Raw genomic sequence first — 16,191 nt, 5'->3', positions numbered from 1 at the left:
GTTTCTATCGGAACCGGAGGTTGCCGCGCCAGTCCCGCTCGTGGGCTCTCGTTGCGTGTGAGCGATGGGTTTAAATGAGAGAGTGTCGACAATCCCTGTATAACGAACATGCAGTATTGGCTGCGCCCCGAACCGCGGATGTAGACGCCCGGGCCGTCCCCCGAGCGGCGCAGTCTCGCTTCGACGCTGATAACTCAAACATGGCACGAACGGCACAAAATCCGGTCAAATCTGTCGAGACGACGTTCCAGATACTCAACGGCCTCAAAGAGCTCGGCGGTGCTGGCGTCACCGAACTCTCCAGACACCTCGACCTTCCGAAGAGCACGATCCACAACTACCTCAGCACACTCGAACAGGAGGAGTACATCGTCAACGACGGTGGCCAGTACAGGGTCGGGCTCCGGTTTCTGGAACTGGGTGCGTATTCCAGGCACCAACAGAAACTGTTTCGCATTGCCAAACCCGAAGTCGACCGCCTCGCCTCGGAGACGGGCGAGCTGGCGAACGTCCTCGTCGAGGAGCACGGTCGCGGTACCTATCTGTACCGCGCCCGCGGCGAACAGGCCGTCCAGGTGAAAGCCCACGTCGGCACTCGCGTGCCGCTCCACTCGACAGCCCTGGGAAAAGCCATCCTCGCTCATCTGCCCTCGGAGCGCGTCGAAACAATCAGCGAGCGACACGGACTCGGCTCCGAAACCGACGAGGCAGCCAGTACGCTGGAAGAACTGGAAGCGGATCTGGAAACTGTTCGGGAGACTGGCGTCGCGTTCGATGATGAGGAACGCCTGGACGGACTCCGGTGTGTCGCAGCACCTGTCCTGAACAACAACGGTACCGTTCTCGGTGCAATTAGCGTCTCCGGTCCGACCAATCGGTTCCGCGACGAGCGGTTTACTGATGAACTTCCACAGAAGGTTCTCGAAGTCGCTAACGTCATCGAACTCAACGTCACCTACTCCTAGCCTGCAACGGGAGTCGTCCGGGACGCTACGATCTTCGGTCGGTAATTGGTGTTCCGCCTGGGGTCCCATTGTGTTCCAGCTTCGTGAACGACTGTCTCCATCTATTCCGACATGAAGTCTCTTGCTGGATAAGAGACCTTTCCGTTACCCGTGGCTCTGTGAAATTTACAGTTGCTGCACCAGAGCAGTGTTCCCTGATTTGGAAACAACTCACCGCTCCAGTCTCCTGTTCGCGGTGTTCCGTGTGACCGTCTCGCCGTGACTGGCCTGGTCTGTCGGACGACGCTCATAATATAAAATCCTGTCCCTCTCTCTAACACGTGTATGGCTGTTATTAGTGTCATCACGGTTCGACCGGGATTACTTTGTTGCCCTCCTCAATTTGATATAGCGCTATCTAATTTATTTTAATAGACCTTCAGGGTATTTCACTATGGCTACGAAACCGAGAAGCGAGCTGAAACCCCTGAAATTCGGGAAATAGATCCAGATATTCGCCAGCTTTCCAGTGTCTGCGGCTCAGACACGCGTGAGCGATCTCGGGCTCTGGGGCGTCAATTCGGACTACAAGTCATCTCCGTACTGTCGACAATAGGAGTCACCAATACAGAGTGACGATGATTGGTTCATGTAATGCAATCTCAGCACAAAAGAGCGACAGATCTGCAGCTTATATATCTATAATCCGAATATACGTCTATACCTGTGCTGTTATGAAAATACGTCGCGTAATCTCTTGGCGCCAAACAATTACGGCGGTGAACAACAGGGCGTGCTCCTGCCAGACAACCGGATTACTGGTCGCAGTCAGTCCGTTCGAGGAGAGCATCAGCAAGTGCGCTCTTTCGGTGTGAGACCAGCAGATGACAGTAAATATCGTCCTTACTGTCCGCACCGCAGTTACACAGCGGGCACCCGTATGTGTGGCCGGCTGCTGCCTCAGTTGCTCGCCGTGGGATGCTGGCTTGCATACGCGGTTGTATATCGCCACAGAACATAGCGGTTTCTAGGATCACTATGTCGCTCTCTATGGGGATATAGAGACAGTCACTACTGCTCTGGCACTTAATTTCGTGTTCGATCCAGCGCCGCGATAAGCTCCGTCGCCCGGTCCGTCGGCTCGTAGTACCGCCACTGACCGTCCTTCTCGCGATTGACGAGGCCAGCGTCGTGGAGGTCCGACAGTGCGTGGCTGATCGCGCTGTCACTCACCTCGATGAGATGAGTGAGTTCACAGACACAGAGCGGGTCGTCAGCGGTCACCAGCAGCTGAACAATGTTGTATCTCGTCTCGTTCCCGAGCGTCTGTACCGCATCGAGGTCCATCTCTGTCGGGGAGGGTGTTGCCGCATCGTACTCTTCCAGCGTTTCGAGTCGCGTTTCGACGTCGGCGGCACAGCAGTCACCGATCTCGTCAGCGATGAGTCGTTCGAGCCGATCCGTCTGTTGGGTCATACCCTGCAGTTGGCCCTGTTCATATAATTATCCTCCGTGCCACAGATGCTGTTGTCAGTCGCGGCCGTCTCCCGACTTGCTACCCATAGTATCCGTTAGATATGGATACTATGAATTTTGACCACATATTAGGAGAATATAGATCCATATTCGAGAACTCTATGTGTGAACCTGGCCACCCCTTCTATTGGTGTTCTATCCCGGAATACCACTGTTTTCCAGTTCCTATCAGCTTGTTTCTCGCCGTGGAATTGTCTTGGTATGTCGTGCTCGCTCCTTTAACCGCTGGATTCGTTCGTCCATCGGTGGATGCGTCGACAAGAGGCGCGACAGTTCGGTGTCCGTCTCACCATGAACGTACAGTTGTCTCAGAGGGTCGAAATGCGGTTTCGAAGCCCGCTCGATCGTTTTAAGCGCTCGGGCAAGCGCGATGGGGTTCCCCGTCACTTCGACTGCGCGGTCATCGGCCGCCACTTCACGGCGTCTGGAGTAGCCGAGTATCAGGAGTGTCACGGCCACTCCAAGGACAGCAACGATCTGTAGGGCGTACCGCTGGGTCCGACCGAACCACGATCGTGACCACGACGACGGGTCGCCACGGAGTAACGCAAGCGATCGGGCGATACCACCGCTCAACACCACTACAGGAAACAGAACGAGGCCGACGAGCCCGACAAGCGTTTGGACGAGGCTGTACGCGACAGTCTGGACGAGCGCATCGTGGGTTTCCAGATGTGCGAGTTCGTGTGCCAGCAGCGCCTCGAACTCAGGGGCCGAGAGCAGTCGGAACAGCCGCCGGTCTACGACAATCGCGCCAGCGCCCCCGCCGATAGCGAACGCATTTGGGACCGGTAGCTCTGCCAGTAGCAACCTCGGCGTCTGGATATCCATCTGCTCGACGAGCGCGTCGAGCTGTTGATATACGTCGGGCGCACGCGCCCGCCGGAGTTCGACCGCATCGAGTGATCGCTTGAGTTGTGCTGTCGCGCCCCAGTAGCTCACAACGCCGAAAACGATTGCCGTCCCGATGACGACTACCCCGGCCATCGCCGGTGACGGGCGACTGTCCCACACCGGCAACAGAAGCACGTACCCCACATACGCTGCCCCGAGATAGATCAACAGCGATGACAGTCCGACGACGGCCATCAGGAGCCGTCGGGTCACAGCCATGTTCATCGGTACGCCGTTGCGCGAAAAAACCGCTTCGGTGGTGCAACTGCCGTCCGGTGCTTGGACTGCTTCGACGCCGAGTTCACATCTATTACGATATTTGATATCGCGGTATTTGATTTACTGAAGTCACAGCTGCAAGATCGTTATGCCAGCAAAACGGCGGTAGAACACTTATTCTGGTTGTATTCTGGAGGATCGGGGTCGCGCTACCCACATTGTAGCCGACACGCCTTTTTCACCGCCACACAGACCACTCAGTATGCGAATCGCGCGACTCCTGACGGATGACGGACCGGTCTCGGGTGAATACGTTGACGGTGTCGTCCATACCGACGACGGCCAGTACGCAGTCGGGCGCGATGGACGATTGCTACCGCCATGTGAACCGACCGCGCTGTACTGCGTCGGCCGGAACTACGCCGCTACCAACGACCAGATGGACTACGACCGGCCCGAGGAACCGGATTTCTTCATCAAGCCCCCGACGGCACTGCTCGCCCACGAACAAGACATTCCGTACCCGCCGTTCAGCGACGAACTCACCTACGCCGGGGAGTTAGCTGCGGTCATCGGCAAACGGTGCCACGACCTCGACCCCGCTGCGGTCCCGGACGCTGTCCGAGGGTACACGATACTGAATGATGTCGACGCGCTGGACCAGCAGGGCCGAACCGCACGGAAAGCCTTCGACGGCTCCGCGCCCCTCGGTCCCTGGATCGAGACGGACGTGGACCCCACGGGTATCGACATGCACACCGACATCGGTGACGAGCGCCGCCAGTCCGCCAACACCAGCGAGATGCTGTTTGGGCCACACGAGGTGGTCGCGTACCTCTCGGAACGGTTCACCTTCCGGCCCGGCGATGTCGTCGCGTTCGGGAGCCCCGCCAATCCGGGGACGGTCGCACCCGGTGACACGATCGAGATCACCTACGACGGTGTCGGGACGCTCCGGAACACGGTCGTCGAGCCGTAACGGCGTCTGTCCTCTGGAATCGTAGCTTAGCGGCTTTCTTCGGCTCGTTTCGACAGAATAGTGTCTCTGATCGCTCGCCAGGAATAAACTACTATCTGCTATACGAAATCACTGGAGCTGCGACCGAATCGTCTCCGCGGTCTGCTCGCCGATGCCGTCGATAGCTGTCAGTTCTTCGTCGGAGGCCGTCCTGACGTTGTCGACGCTGCCGAAGCGCCGGAGCAGTCGCTTCCGCGTTTCGGGGCCGATACCGGGCACGTCGTCGAGCGTCGTCGACACTTCGTCCCGTAGCGTCTGATGGTACTGGACGGCAAAGCGGTGGGCCTCGTCGCGAATCCGCTGGAGGAGATGCAGGTGTGGTGCGTCGTCGTCCCAGTCGTACACGCGGTCGGGCGTGATGACTAGCTCCTCGTCTTTCGCCAGCGCGATGGCGGGCACGTCCCAGCCGGTCTCGGCGAGGGCGTCGCGGGCCGCCCCAAGCTGGCCGTCGCCGCCGTCGATGAGCAGCAGGTCCGGGTCCGGCCGGTCGTCACGGTCCTCGACGGCGCGTGTGGCCCGCCAGCGGACGAGTTCGCGCATGTTCGCGTAGTCGTCGTTTTGCTCGGTGAGCTTCTTCCGGCGGTAGTCGCTTTTTTCAGGCGTCTCGTCGACGAAGGTGACGTTCGAGCCGACGGCTGACCGGCCCTGAGCGTGGCTCACGTCGAACCCCTCGATGCGGCTCGGGCGGTCGATTCCCAGCGCGTCGGCCAGTCCGCCGGTCTCGTCGTCAGTCCCGCCACGTTGGCGGGCGTTTTTCAGCGCAAGGTCGACCAGCGTCGCCTCCCGTCCAGCCCCGGGCACGCCGAGAGTGACGCCCTCGCTCTTCAGCCACGTCTCGATATCCGGGTCGGCGGGGGCTTCGGCACAGAGAATCCGGTCGGGCAACTCCCGTTCGGCGTAGTACTGCGGAATGAACGCCCGGTACACGCCGGCGGTCCCCTCGCCGTCCGGGGCCTCCAGCGTGTGCCGGTCCCGTTCGATGAGCTTGCCGCCCTCGGCGTGGAGTCGGGCGACGATGGCGCGCTCGCCCTCGATGGCGGCCCCGAGCACGTCCGTCGTCTGGTACCCACCGGAGTCGCTGACGGCGGTGTCGCCTTCGCCGTGGAGCGCCTCGACGGCCCCGAGCTTGTCCCGGAGGTTCGCGGCGCGCTCGAACTCTTGGGACTGGGCGGCGGCTTCCATCTCGCGGCGCAGCGGGTCCGCGAGCACGCCGGTCTCGCCCTCGAAGTACCGCGTAACGGCCTCGACATCTTCGGCGTAGTCGCTTTCGCTGATTTCGCCGGTGCAGGGCGCGGTGCAGATACCCATCTCGTAGTCCAGACAGGGGCGGTCCCGGTTGCTGTACTTGTGGTCGGAACAGCCCCGCAGGCCGTAGGTCTCCCGCAGGGCCTTCACCACCGTTTCGACCCGACCCTTGTCGGTGAACGGCCCGTAGACGGTCGCGCCGTCCTCGGGGTCGCGGGTCACCTTGATTCGAGGGACGGCATGGTCGGTCAGCTGGACCAGCGGGTAGGACTTGTCGTCTTTCAGTCGGACGTTGTAGGGCGGCCGGTGGCGCTTGATCAGGTTCGCTTCGAGCAACAGCGCTTGCGTCTCGGTGTCGGTGACCGCGAAGTCGATGGTTTCGGCTCGTTCGACCATCTTGGCGATGCGCTCGCTGCGCGGATCGGCGTAGGAGCGCACGCGGTCCCGCAGGTCGACGGCTTTCCCGACGTAGAGAACGCGGCGCTGGCCGTCGCGCTCCTGTTCGAACAGGTACACGCCGGGCTCCGATGGCAACGACCCCGCGCGCTCTCGAACCTCCTCGGCGTCCATTAGCTCAGGCTTGGCGCTCGGTGGGGTTGAACGTCACGGGAGCGGGTCCTCGGACTGTGGCTGCTGGTCCGGATTTGCGGCGTCGGCGGGTGCCGCGCCCGGAACGATGGCGGCCTCGATTCGGTCGACGACGCTCTCGTCGTCCGGTGCGGTCAGTTCGATGTCGTCGTCGCCGGCGACGCGCACGACGAGTAGCCGGTCGCGGCTCCAGAGATACACCCCGAGGACGACGGCGGCAAAGGCCAGCGCGAGGCCGCCAAACAGGCGCAGCAGGTCGTCCAGTTGTGCCATCAGCGTCAGCATCGTCTGGAGCATCCCCAGCATCCCGCCGATACCGACGGCACTGGTGGCACCGCCGCTGTCAAGCGAGACGTTGCTGACGAGGCTATCGAGGCTCACCGTCATCCCGGCGGCTACCAGCACGACACCGACGACCAGCGCCTTCACGCCGAGTTCGAGGAACGACCAGTCACCGCTCGTGGTGACATCAACGCCTTCGACGTTGGGGCGGTCGACCTGCCTGTAGTTCGACCCCTCGCGGTCCGGCGTGAACACGAGGACGCGATGGCTTGTCACGACGACCCCGCCGCGGTCCAGGCGAACGTCCGCTTCGATCACCTCGCCGTCGTACAGGAGGCTCTCGGCCCGTGCGACCCAATCCATACACCCCCTTTCCCGTGGACACGTGTATATTCTCCCCCCGTAACCGCTAACTGTGCGCCCTCGAACATGACAGTATGACCGCCGATCCCCGCTGCCCCCACTGCTCGGAGAAAGTCAGTGCGACCGCGACGTGGTGTATGCACTGCGGCCGGGACTTCGACAGCCCGGTCGACGCCGGGACCGGGACAACGGTCCTCGACGCTGGCGGCGGCAGTCAAACCACGTCGGACCTCGAAGCGGCGCTGAACGCCGGCGACCTCGACGGGATCCAGCACGCGCTCGCTGGGAGCGACAACGGACCACGGGTCGTCGGCTTCGCCCTCGGGACGATTGCGCTGTTTACGCTCCCGATCGTCTCACCGCCGGGTGTCACGCTGTCGTATATCCTCGTTGTCGCCGGCGTTGCAGCGATCGGTGCCTCCCGGTCGACAGTCGACGACGCGGTCAGAACCGGCGGGAAGGCGCTCGCGCTCGCGCCCTTCCTGTTAGTCTTTATCGACGTTCTCCTCGGATACCTGTACAACGGCGTGATAGCGACAATGCCGACGGTCCTGCTCGGGCCGGCGATCTACGCCGGATTTGTCATGTACGGCGTCCGTCTGTACCGTCGCCGCTGACCGGCGTACGTTGGACCGGTCGCGAGTCATCGTGCATCTCGGCGAGCGTGGCAGCGACCTGCTCGACTGCCCGGTGGGCGACGGCCGTTCGCTGATCGTCCGTGAGCGGGGCGTGGCGACCCATATGTGAGGACGTGTGTGTGTTTACCATCCCCATTGACAAATACTTCCTGTAGAGTACAGTCGCTGTCTGAGTTATCCCCGTCGGCGCGGACGCTCTGCGGGGACGGCGACACCGTCCCGCTGGCCCCGGTCGCTGCTGGGGGTGAGACGGTGGCCCTCGCCCGGTATCAAAACTACCATGCCCCCTGGATTCGAGCACTCACCTACTACAGGTGGTTCTGTGACCGAAAAACGCGAATACAAAGACGACTACCAGGACAAAACGCTGTATCTCCCGGGGCCGACAGAGGTGCGCGAGGACGTTATCGAGGCGATGGCCGAACCGATGTTCGGCCACCGGATGGACCGGATGACGGACCTCTACACCACCATCGTCGAGGACACGAAGGAGTTCCTCGGCACTGACAACGATGTCATCGTGCTCACGGCGTCGGGCACGGAGTTCTGGGAAGCGACGACGCTCAACCTCGTCGAGGACAGCATGCTCGTGCCGACCTCCGGCGCGTTCAGCGAGCGCCAGGCCAACGTCGCACAGCGACTCGGCAAAGATGTCGACCGCATCGAGTACGACTGGGGCAGAGCAGTCAAACCAGACGACATCCGCGACGCGCTCGAATCCGGCGACTACGACGCCGTCGGGGCCGTGATGAACGAGACCTCGACCGGCGTCCGGAACCCGATCGAGGAAATCGGCGACGTGGTCGCGGAGTACCCGGACACCTACTTCGTCGTCGACGCCATCTCCTGTCTCGGCGGCGACCAGATCGACATCGAGGCCCACGGCATCGACGCCATCTTCACGTCCACGCAGAAGGCCTTCGCCATGCCGCCCGGCCTCGCGGTCTGTGCCGTCAGCGACGCCGCCTACGAGCGGGAACTGGAGAAGGACTCGGCGTCGTGGTACGGCGGCTTCCAGCGCACGCTCGACTACTACGACCGGAAGGGCCAGACCCACTCCACGCCGGCGATTCCGCTGATGCTCGCCTACCGCAAGCAGATGAAACACATGCTCGATGAGACCCACGACGCCCGCGACCAGCGCCACCAGGAGATGGCCGAGTACACGCGCGAGTGGGCCCGCGAGCACTTCGACCTCTACCCCGAGGAGGGCTACGAGTCCCAGACGGTGACCTGTATCGAGAACACGCAGGGGATCAACGTCGCCGAGACGGTCGAGGCCGTCTCCGAGGAGTACGACATGGTGTTCTCCAGTGGCTACGGCGACATCAGCGAGGAGAGTTTCCGAATCGGACACATGGGCGAACATACCGTCGAGAGTATCAAGAAGCTAACCGACGCAATCGAAGACGCAGCCGACCTGTAACCCGGGCGAGAACCGACGAAAACCGACGAAAATCGACGATACTGCTTGATTTCGCCCGCCCTGATCGCGGTGCCCCGTCTTTTCACAGTCTGATAATGCTGGGAAGACTATATTACTGCGTACTACTTTGATGCAGATAGACAAACCACCATGAGTAAAAGTAACGGACGAAGCGGGGACGAGAATTCTTCGATACCGATGAACGTGACACGCAAGCAGTTTGACTGGACCGAGACCCAACCGAGCGCAGCGGTGACGGAATACATCTCCGCCATGACTGGCCGGGAACAGACTGATTTCGCCCCGCTGTACGAGACTATCGACCCCGAAGCACTGGACTCGCTCGTTGACTCGTCGGACCGCTCGACACCCGTCAGTATCTCCTTTGAATACGCCGGTCACTCCGTCACTGTTCGAAGCGATGGGGAACTCGTCATCAAGGCACCCGGTGCCAAGATCGGCCGATAACTGTCGAACTGGGGCGTTTTTGCGAGGTATTTCACTTTTGGCTGCATAACGACGGTGGTGGGAGTGCTGATTCGACTGCCAAATACGAATGTCCATGAAAGACTGTTTTAGACTCTATTGAGCTAGTTATCAGTATCTGAACTCGGAAAGATAGGAATAAGTCGGGTGGTCGGAGAGTCGAACGTATGACTGAGACGACCGTCCGAACGAGGGTTGTGGCCCACTACAGCCGGCGGATCGGGCTCGCAATCGGTGTGACGCTCCTGGTCACGCTCGGGTTCGGGGCTGTGTTTGCCGCACACGCGGCAAATCAGGGGGCTGGGCTCGCGGCTCTTTCGGGGACGTTGTTCGTCGTAACGCTCAATCTTGGATTGCTCGCTATCGTGCTGGCCGGGAACGCAGCGGTCGAACTCCGGCGACTGACCGACGCTGCGACGGCAATCGAGGACGGGAACCTCGACACCAGTCCGGATGTCGACCGTGCTGACGAGTTCGGGCGTCTCGCATCCGCGTTCGACAGCATGCGCCACTCCCTTAGCGACGCGTTCGACGAGTCAGAGACCGCCCGCGAGGAGGCTGAACAGGCCAAGCAAGACGCACAGGCGGCCCGACAGGACGCAGAGGAGTTTAACGAAACCCTCCTCGAGCACGCCACCGACATCGGTGACGCGATGACGGCCGCGGCCGACGGCGATTTCACTCAACGCCTCGACGCTGACACTGATGTCGATGCCGTCGAACGGATCTCGGTGGCCTACGAGGAGATGGCCGACGGTCTCTCCGAGACTGTCGACGATATCCGGCAGTTCGCGACTGACGTTGAGAAAGCCAGTACAGCCGTCGCCACAGACGCGACGGAGATCGAGGAACTCAACCAGTCCCTTGCCGATGATATTCGAGAACTGGCCGGCGATATCGAGGCGCAGGCGACCCAACTCGAAACGGCCATCGAGGAAACGAACGACCTGTCCGCGACCGTCGAGGAAGTCGCCTCAACGACAGACGAGGTCGCTCGACAGGCCGGCGAAGCCGCCGACGTTGGCGCGACCGGGGCGGACCGGACCGAGGCGGCCATCGAGGCCATCGAAGGGATCGAAACCGCCGTGACCCACCTCGACGCGCTCGTGACTGACCTGGACGACCGTATGGACGACGTGGCAGCCACGACTGAACTGATCGACGACATCGCCGAACAGACGAACATGCTCGCACTGAACGCGAACATCGAGGCCTCACACGCCGGCGACGGCGGTGACGGGTTCGCTGTCGTCGCAGAGGAAGTCAAGACCCTCGCGGAGGAAACCCAGGCAGCCATCGACGAGATCGAGGGAATCGTCGAGGGCGCTCGCGGGGAAGTCGACGAGGTCGCCGACGAGATGGACCACACCAGCGAGCGCATCAGTGCGGGCGTGACCACCGTCAACCAGGTCGGCGATGCCGTCGAGCGACTGACTGACACTGTCGACGATGTCGACGACGCGATGGCCGAAATCTCGCGGGCGACCGACGACGGTGCCAGTGCAACCGAAGAACTGGCCGCAACTATCGACACCGTCGGCGAGGCCGCCAGTGATGTCGCCAGGCAGTCCCACGACCTGGCCGATACGGCCCAGGAAACCGCCGAAACGATGAGCGCCGTCCGGCAGCGGGCCGACGACCTCTCTGCGCGGACCCGGGAACTCATCGACCGGCTCTCGACGTTCGAGACGCGGGCGAGCGCCACGGACGCTGGAGGAACTCCGAACCAGACGAGCGTGCGGCCAGCTTCGGGGGGAGCCGATGAGTAGTACCGAGATGGTGCTGACGGTTTCGGCGCTCGTCTACACCGCGTCGCTGGTCGTCCTCCTGGCCTGGCTCCGTCGGCTTCCGGCCGCCAAGCGACGTTACTGCTACCCGGTCGTTGGCGTCGTCGGATTCGCCACGGTGATGACCGCTCTCTCGGCGCTGGGTATCGGATTCGTCGATATCGCGGGCAGTGAGACGGATCTGCCGAAGATACTCGATGACTTCGTCACCTACTCGACGCTGTACGTCGTTACGGTCCTGCTCGCCAACGAATCCCACCGAACGCTCGCCATCGTCGCCGGGATTCCGCTGGTTCAGGTGCTCGCGTTCAACGTGGCCGCTATCGCTGGCGGTCCCATCGCCCTCGCTGGGATCCTGGTGGCTGTCGTCGGCCACGGAGTGCTGGCGTATCTGTTTGCCGGCCCTATCTGGCGGCGCGCGGACGCCCTCCCGGACGACCAGCGCCTGCTCCACTGGAAGTCCCGGAACCTCCTGTTGTTCCTCACCGGCATGCTCATCGCCTATGCGATCATCGCCATCGGGAACGTGTTCGACCCGTTCGTGATAACGGTCCTCTCCGAGTACATCGGCCTGCTGATCCGTGTCGGCTTCGCCGGCTTCCTGTTCGCCAACGTCGACGCGATTACCGTTGACAAGATCGATCTGACCGAAGTGGTCTCGGAGACGTTCGCCGGGCAGAGTGCCGACTGAGGGATAGGTCACAACTGCTTCGCATGCCCCAACGTAGTAGCTTAGTGGCCGGCACGCAGAAGGCACAGTAATGCCAGCCGTCTCTGACGCCGATCTCGAGGCTAATCCCTACGTTGAGGACCCACCGACCGATTTTGCCCCCGTCGAGGACATCGACGAAGCGACGGCCCGGGAGCAAGCCGACCAGCTGCGCGAAGCGGTCCGCTACCACGACCACCGGTACTACGTCGAGAACGATCCGGTCATCGGCGACCGGGCCTACGACGCGTTGTTTTCCCGGCTTCAGACGCTCGAAGCGGCGTTCGATCTCGACACGGAGGGGAGTCCCACGCAACGCGTCGGCGGCGAACCGCTGGACGAACTCCCCGAGGTCGAACACGTCGCCCGGATGGGCTCTATCGACCAGGGTGGCGACGAAGCGGCCGTGCGGGAGTTCGACGAGCGGGTCCGCGATTCCCTCGGTACTGACGAGGTCCAGTACTTCTGCGAGCCGAAGTTCGACGGCCTCTCCGTCGAAATCGTCTACGAGGACGGTGTCTACCAGCGCGCCGCGACCCGCGGCGACGGCGAGGTCGGCGAGGACGTGACCGAGAACGTCCGCACCATCGCCAGCGTCCCCCAGCGTTTGCGCGGTGACTACCCCGACTATCTGGCCGTCCGCGGGGAAGTGTACATTCCCCGAGAGGCCTTCACGGCGTTCAACCGCGAGCGCGTCGAGCGCGGCGAGGACCCCTTTGCGAACCCGCGCAACGCCGCTGCCGGGACGCTCCGCCAGCTCGACCCGTCGGTGACCGCACAGCGTCCCCTTTCGGTCTTCTTCTTCGGGGTTCTCGACGCCTCCGTTGACTTTTCGAGCCACAGCGCGATGCACAAGCAATTCCCCGAGTGGGGACTGCGGGTGTGTGACCGGACCGCCGTCGTCGACGACATCGACGCCGCCATCGACTACCGGAACGAGCAGCTCGACGCTCGCGACGGGCTCGACTACGAAATCGACGGCGTCGTCATCAAGGTCAACGACATGGCCGCCTGCGAGGAACTCGGGTCGACCTCGCGCGCCCCACGGTGGGCCTTCGCCTACAAGTTCCCGGCTCGCAAGGAGGAGACCACCGTTCGGGACATCGTCGTCCAGGTCGGCCGGACCGGCCGGCTCACCCCCGTCGCGCTGATGGACCCCGTCGAAGTCGGCGGCGTCACCGTCTCGCGGGCCTCGCTGCACAACCCCTCGCTCGTCGCCGACCTCGGCGTCGACATCGGCGACCGAGTCCGCATCAAGCGGGCCGGCGATGTCATCCCGGATGTCGTCGAAGTGCTGGACGACGACGGCGACGGCCACTTCGAGTTCCCGGCGACCTGCCCGGCCTGTGACAGCCCCGTCGAACGCGACGGCCCGATGGCCTTCTGTACCGGCGGGCTGACCTGCCCCGCCCAGCGCGAGCGCAGCGTCGAACACTACGCCAGCCGCGACGCGCTGGACATCGAGGGCCTCGGCGAGAAGGCCGTCCAGCAACTGCTGGACGCCGGCCTCGTCTCGGACCCCGCGGACCTGTACGAACTCACTGCCGAGGAACTGGCCGACCTGGAGGGCTGGGGCGAGACCAGCGCCCGGAACCTCGTCGGGGAAATGGACGACGCCCGCGAGCCGCCGCTTGCGGATTTCCTCGTTGCCCTAGGCATCCCCGAAGTGGGGACCGTCACCGCGCGCAATCTCGCACAGGAGTTCGGAACGTTCGAGGCGATACTGGACGCTGCCGACGACGGCGACACCGAAGCGTTCGAGGCTGTGCCCGATGTGGGTCCGACTGTCGCCCGCTCCATTGTCGACTTCTTCGAGGGCGAGGGCAACCGCGCCGTTCTCGACCGTCTGCTCGATCACGTTGAGCCACAGGCCGCGGAGGAGACCGGCGGCGATGCACTCGACGGACTGACGTTTGTGTTCACCGGGTCGCTTGCGGGCTACACCCGCAGTGACGCGCAGGAACTGGTCGAGCGAAACGGCGGGTCAGCGACGAGCAGCGTCTCCGGCAACACGGACTATCTTGTGCTGGGCGACAACCCCGGCCAGCGAAAACAGGACGATGCGGACGACCACGGCGTCGAGACGTTAAATGAGAACGAGTTCGAGGCGCTGTTAGAACGGCACGGCGTGCTATAGGTCGGCCTCGTTGAATATCCGGTAGCCGAGGAACAGCGGGAACGCACACCAGAACAGGAGCACGACGACCGGGACTGGGTCCGTGAGGTACCACGGGACGGAGTCCTGAAGCACCTGCGCCGCCAGTTGCTCTTTCTGTGTCGGCAGCAACCCACCCAGCCCTCTGAACATCGCTATCCGGGCCTCCCTGGTGGACATGCTGCCCGACAGCGAGTTCAGCAGCGTGTTGTAGGAGGCGATTGGACTCACCAACTTCACGAACAGTTCGACTTTCAGCGCCGTCGCCTGTTCGACGCTCGCGTGTTCCTGTAGCAGCGTGAAGATGCCCCCCGCTGCTCGGTCCCAGATGAGATACAGGTAGACCCAGACCCCGGCGGCGACCATCAGCGACCGCCTCGTCGTCGAGGTCGCCGCAGACGCGCCCAGCGACAAGCCGACGAACGACAGCGCCAGCAACAGGCTGACGACCGTCAGGGCGGCGAGATTACTGAGATCCAGGTCCGATCCGAGTTCCGGGAGAATGACCAGCGTCTGCAACACGATGACCGCGGCAAGCGGCGTCGCGATGGCGACGAACCGACCGAACAGCTTCCCCATGACGACATCCCTGCGTGTGTATGGCAGCGACAGCAGTAGCTTCAGGGACCCGTTCTGGCGTTCGCCGGACAGTGCGGCGTATGCGAGCGCGATAGCAGTGAGGGGAACGAGGACGGAGAGGATCTGTGGCGTTAGGGTTATCAGAATAGCTGACGCGCCCTGTGCTGACCCCCCGAGGTCCGTATAGAGGATGACAATCGGCGGAAAGACCATCACGCCGACGTACAGCAGCGACAGCAGGAGCAGCGCCCGCGTCCGGATCGAGTCAGCGAACTCCTTTTTGACGATGGGATACCAGTCAGCGAACTCGGACTTCTTGATGCTCGTATCCACGTCGGCGATGAAGCGCTTGACGGGGTTTTGCTCGGTGCTCATGCGTCGACCTCCTGTTGTTCTTGTGACTCGGTGTAGGCCGCGAACACTTCATCGAGCGAGGCCTCTTCGGTGTCGAAGTTGGCGACTTCGCGGCCGTTCTCCTCGACGGCGTTGAGGACGGCCATCTTCGCGTCGCCGTCGCAGGTGACCGAGAGCGTGTTTCCGTCCACGGTCACCCCCGACACCGCGTCGATGCCCTTGATAGCTGTAATCACGTCGTCGGTGCCGTCGCCGTCGGCAAGCGTCACGCGGAGGACGGTGTCCCCCGCGGCAGCCTCCCGCAGGCCAGCGACGCTGTCTTTCGCGATGAGGCGACCGTCCTGCAGGATGCCGACCGTGTCACAGACGGCCTCGACCTGCCCGAGGATGTGACTGGAGAAGAAGACGGTCGCGCCGCGCTCGTTCTCCTCACGGATGAGTTCCCGCATCAGCCGTGCGCCGTTGGGGTCGAGCCCGGTCGTCGGCTCGTCCAGAATGAGGAGATCCGGTTCGCCGACGAGCGCCATCGCCAACACGAGGCGCTGTTGCATCCCTTTGGAGTAGCCCCCGGCCTTGCGGTCGATTGCATCGGCGATGCCGACCCGCTCGGCTAACGTGTCGGGGTCGTTGTCTGCGCCTTTCGATTCGATGACAAAGGAGAGATGCTGGCGACCGGTGAGCCGGTCGTACACGTCGTAGCCTTCGGGGAGGACACCAGTGCGGGCACGGATCTGCTTCGGTTCTTCGTGGATGTCGTGGCCGAGCACCGTCGCCGACCCGTCGGTCGCGCGGACGAAATCTAGGAGGATGTTGATCGTCGTCGACTTCCCGGCCCCGTTCGGGCCGAGGAAGCCGAAGATTTCGCCCTCCTCGACGGTGAGGTCGACCCCTTGCAGCGCGGTGAGACTCCCGAACTGCTTGGTGACGCCATCCAGTTCTATCGCTGCCATACGGCCGGTTTGTGACGG

The 16,191-nt window shown here is 62.7% G+C and carries 15 protein-coding genes; 8 read left to right on the top strand and 7 right to left on the bottom strand.

Annotation, left to right across the window (positions count from 1 at the left end; translation table 11 throughout):
- Positions 1–200: 200 nt before the first annotated feature.
- Entirely contained in the window at positions 201–965 is a 765-nt protein-coding gene (locus Harman_RS06920; protein WP_137683057.1) for an IclR family transcriptional regulator, read from the top strand.
- Between the two features lie 794 nt (positions 966–1,759).
- Here the strand turns inward: Harman_RS06920 and Harman_RS21450 are convergent.
- The 3 genes from Harman_RS21450 to Harman_RS06910 form a co-directional block, all read right to left on the bottom strand.
- Complete coding sequence (locus Harman_RS21450; RefSeq protein ID WP_200830839.1) at positions 1,760–1,936, bottom strand: hypothetical protein; 177 nt, start codon at positions 1,934–1,936, stop codon at positions 1,760–1,762.
- A 94-nt stretch (positions 1,937–2,030) separates the two neighbouring features.
- On the bottom strand, positions 2,031–2,420 hold the full coding sequence (locus Harman_RS06915) for an ArsR/SmtB family transcription factor (RefSeq protein ID WP_137683056.1): 390 nt from the start codon (positions 2,418–2,420) through the stop codon (positions 2,031–2,033).
- Positions 2,421–2,648: 228 nt separating this feature from the next.
- On the bottom strand, positions 2,649–3,593 hold the full coding sequence (locus Harman_RS06910) for a M48 family metallopeptidase (RefSeq protein WP_137683055.1): 945 nt from the start codon (positions 3,591–3,593) through the stop codon (positions 2,649–2,651).
- A gap of 262 nt (positions 3,594–3,855) precedes the next feature.
- Between Harman_RS06910 and Harman_RS06905 the strand changes: the two genes are divergently transcribed.
- Positions 3,856–4,572, top strand: coding sequence for a fumarylacetoacetate hydrolase family protein (locus Harman_RS06905; protein WP_137683054.1), 717 nt, complete (start codon positions 3,856–3,858; stop codon positions 4,570–4,572).
- A gap of 108 nt (positions 4,573–4,680) precedes the next feature.
- Here Harman_RS06905 and Harman_RS06900 read toward each other — a convergent pair whose 3' ends face one another.
- Together Harman_RS06900 and Harman_RS06895 are read right to left on the bottom strand one after the other, a co-directional pair.
- Positions 4,681–6,426 carry an excinuclease ABC subunit C gene (locus Harman_RS06900; RefSeq protein WP_137683053.1) on the bottom strand — a complete coding sequence of 582 codons (1,746 nt, stop codon included), beginning with the start codon at positions 6,424–6,426 and terminating at the stop codon, positions 4,681–4,683.
- Positions 6,427–6,459: 33 nt separating this feature from the next.
- A complete protein-coding gene (locus Harman_RS06895; protein ID WP_137683052.1) occupies positions 6,460–7,089 on the bottom strand; it encodes a hypothetical protein in 630 nt (209 codons plus the stop codon).
- A 137-nt stretch (positions 7,090–7,226) separates the two neighbouring features.
- Between Harman_RS06895 and Harman_RS06890 the strand changes: the two genes are divergently transcribed.
- The 6 genes from Harman_RS06890 to ligA all read left to right on the top strand — a co-directional run bounded on the left by Harman_RS06890 (position 7,227) and on the right by ligA (position 14,272).
- Positions 7,227–7,706: a hypothetical protein gene (locus Harman_RS06890; RefSeq protein WP_137683143.1), complete on the top strand. Its 480-nt coding sequence runs from the start codon at positions 7,227–7,229 to the stop codon at positions 7,704–7,706.
- A gap of 343 nt (positions 7,707–8,049) precedes the next feature.
- Positions 8,050–9,153, top strand: coding sequence for a pyridoxal-phosphate-dependent aminotransferase family protein (locus Harman_RS06885; RefSeq protein WP_137683051.1), 1,104 nt, complete (start codon positions 8,050–8,052; stop codon positions 9,151–9,153).
- A 198-nt stretch (positions 9,154–9,351) separates the two neighbouring features.
- Positions 9,352–9,621, top strand: coding sequence for a HalOD1 output domain-containing protein (locus tag Harman_RS06880; protein WP_137683050.1), 270 nt, complete (start codon positions 9,352–9,354; stop codon positions 9,619–9,621).
- A 185-nt stretch (positions 9,622–9,806) separates the two neighbouring features.
- Complete coding sequence (locus Harman_RS06875) at positions 9,807–11,408, top strand: methyl-accepting chemotaxis protein (RefSeq protein WP_137683049.1); 1,602 nt, start codon at positions 9,807–9,809, stop codon at positions 11,406–11,408.
- Complete coding sequence (locus Harman_RS06870; protein WP_137683048.1) at positions 11,401–12,117, top strand: bacteriorhodopsin; 717 nt, start codon at positions 11,401–11,403, stop codon at positions 12,115–12,117. Before Harman_RS06875 ends, Harman_RS06870 begins: the two co-directional genes overlap by 8 nt.
- Before the next feature lie 70 nt (positions 12,118–12,187).
- The gene (ligA, locus tag Harman_RS06865) at positions 12,188–14,272 is read left to right on the top strand and encodes an NAD-dependent DNA ligase LigA (protein WP_137683047.1); all 2,085 of its coding nucleotides are present in this window, start codon (positions 12,188–12,190) and stop codon (positions 14,270–14,272) included.
- Here ligA and Harman_RS06860 read toward each other — a convergent pair.
- The gene (locus tag Harman_RS06860) at positions 14,267–15,244 is read right to left on the bottom strand and encodes an ABC transporter permease subunit (protein ID WP_137683046.1); all 978 of its coding nucleotides are present in this window, start codon (positions 15,242–15,244) and stop codon (positions 14,267–14,269) included. The two genes, ligA and Harman_RS06860, sit on opposite strands and share 6 nt — an antisense overlap.
- The gene (locus Harman_RS06855; protein WP_137683045.1) at positions 15,241–16,173 is read right to left on the bottom strand and encodes an ABC transporter ATP-binding protein; all 933 of its coding nucleotides are present in this window, start codon (positions 16,171–16,173) and stop codon (positions 15,241–15,243) included. The genes Harman_RS06860 and Harman_RS06855 overlap by 4 nt, the downstream gene beginning before the upstream one ends.
- Positions 16,174–16,191 lie beyond the last annotated feature (18 nt).

Origin of the sequence: Haloarcula mannanilytica (genome assembly GCF_005406125.1) — an archaeon.
GTDB classification, from domain to species: Archaea; Halobacteriota; Halobacteria; order Halobacteriales; family Haloarculaceae; genus Haloarcula; species Haloarcula mannanilytica.
The sequence above is the reverse complement of the archived record's forward strand: the minus strand, read 5'-3'. Positions and strand labels throughout refer to the sequence as shown.

Coding starts and splice junctions, on each gene's coding strand:
- Harman_RS06920 (WP_137683057.1), top strand. CDS start 201: ATGGCACGAACGGCACAAAATCCGGTCAAATCTGTCGAGACGACGTTC.
- Harman_RS21450 (WP_200830839.1), bottom strand. CDS start 1,936: ATGCAAGCCAGCATCCCACGGCGAGCAACTGAGGCAGCAGCCGGCCAC.
- Harman_RS06915 (WP_137683056.1), bottom strand. CDS start 2,420: ATGACCCAACAGACGGATCGGCTCGAACGACTCATCGCTGACGAGATC.
- Harman_RS06910 (WP_137683055.1), bottom strand. CDS start 3,593: ATGGCTGTGACCCGACGGCTCCTGATGGCCGTCGTCGGACTGTCATCG.
- Harman_RS06905 (WP_137683054.1), top strand. CDS start 3,856: ATGCGAATCGCGCGACTCCTGACGGATGACGGACCGGTCTCGGGTGAA.
- Harman_RS06900 (WP_137683053.1), bottom strand. CDS start 6,426: ATGGACGCCGAGGAGGTTCGAGAGCGCGCGGGGTCGTTGCCATCGGAG.
- Harman_RS06895 (WP_137683052.1), bottom strand. CDS start 7,089: ATGGATTGGGTCGCACGGGCCGAGAGCCTCCTGTACGACGGCGAGGTG.
- Harman_RS06890 (WP_137683143.1), top strand. CDS start 7,227: ATGCACTGCGGCCGGGACTTCGACAGCCCGGTCGACGCCGGGACCGGG.
- Harman_RS06880 (WP_137683050.1), top strand. CDS start 9,352: ATGAACGTGACACGCAAGCAGTTTGACTGGACCGAGACCCAACCGAGC.
- Harman_RS06875 (WP_137683049.1), top strand. CDS start 9,807: ATGACTGAGACGACCGTCCGAACGAGGGTTGTGGCCCACTACAGCCGG.
- Harman_RS06870 (WP_137683048.1), top strand. CDS start 11,401: ATGAGTAGTACCGAGATGGTGCTGACGGTTTCGGCGCTCGTCTACACC.
- ligA (WP_137683047.1), top strand. CDS start 12,188: ATGCCAGCCGTCTCTGACGCCGATCTCGAGGCTAATCCCTACGTTGAG.
- Harman_RS06860 (WP_137683046.1), bottom strand. CDS start 15,244: ATGAGCACCGAGCAAAACCCCGTCAAGCGCTTCATCGCCGACGTGGAT.
- Harman_RS06855 (WP_137683045.1), bottom strand. CDS start 16,173: ATGGCAGCGATAGAACTGGATGGCGTCACCAAGCAGTTCGGGAGTCTC.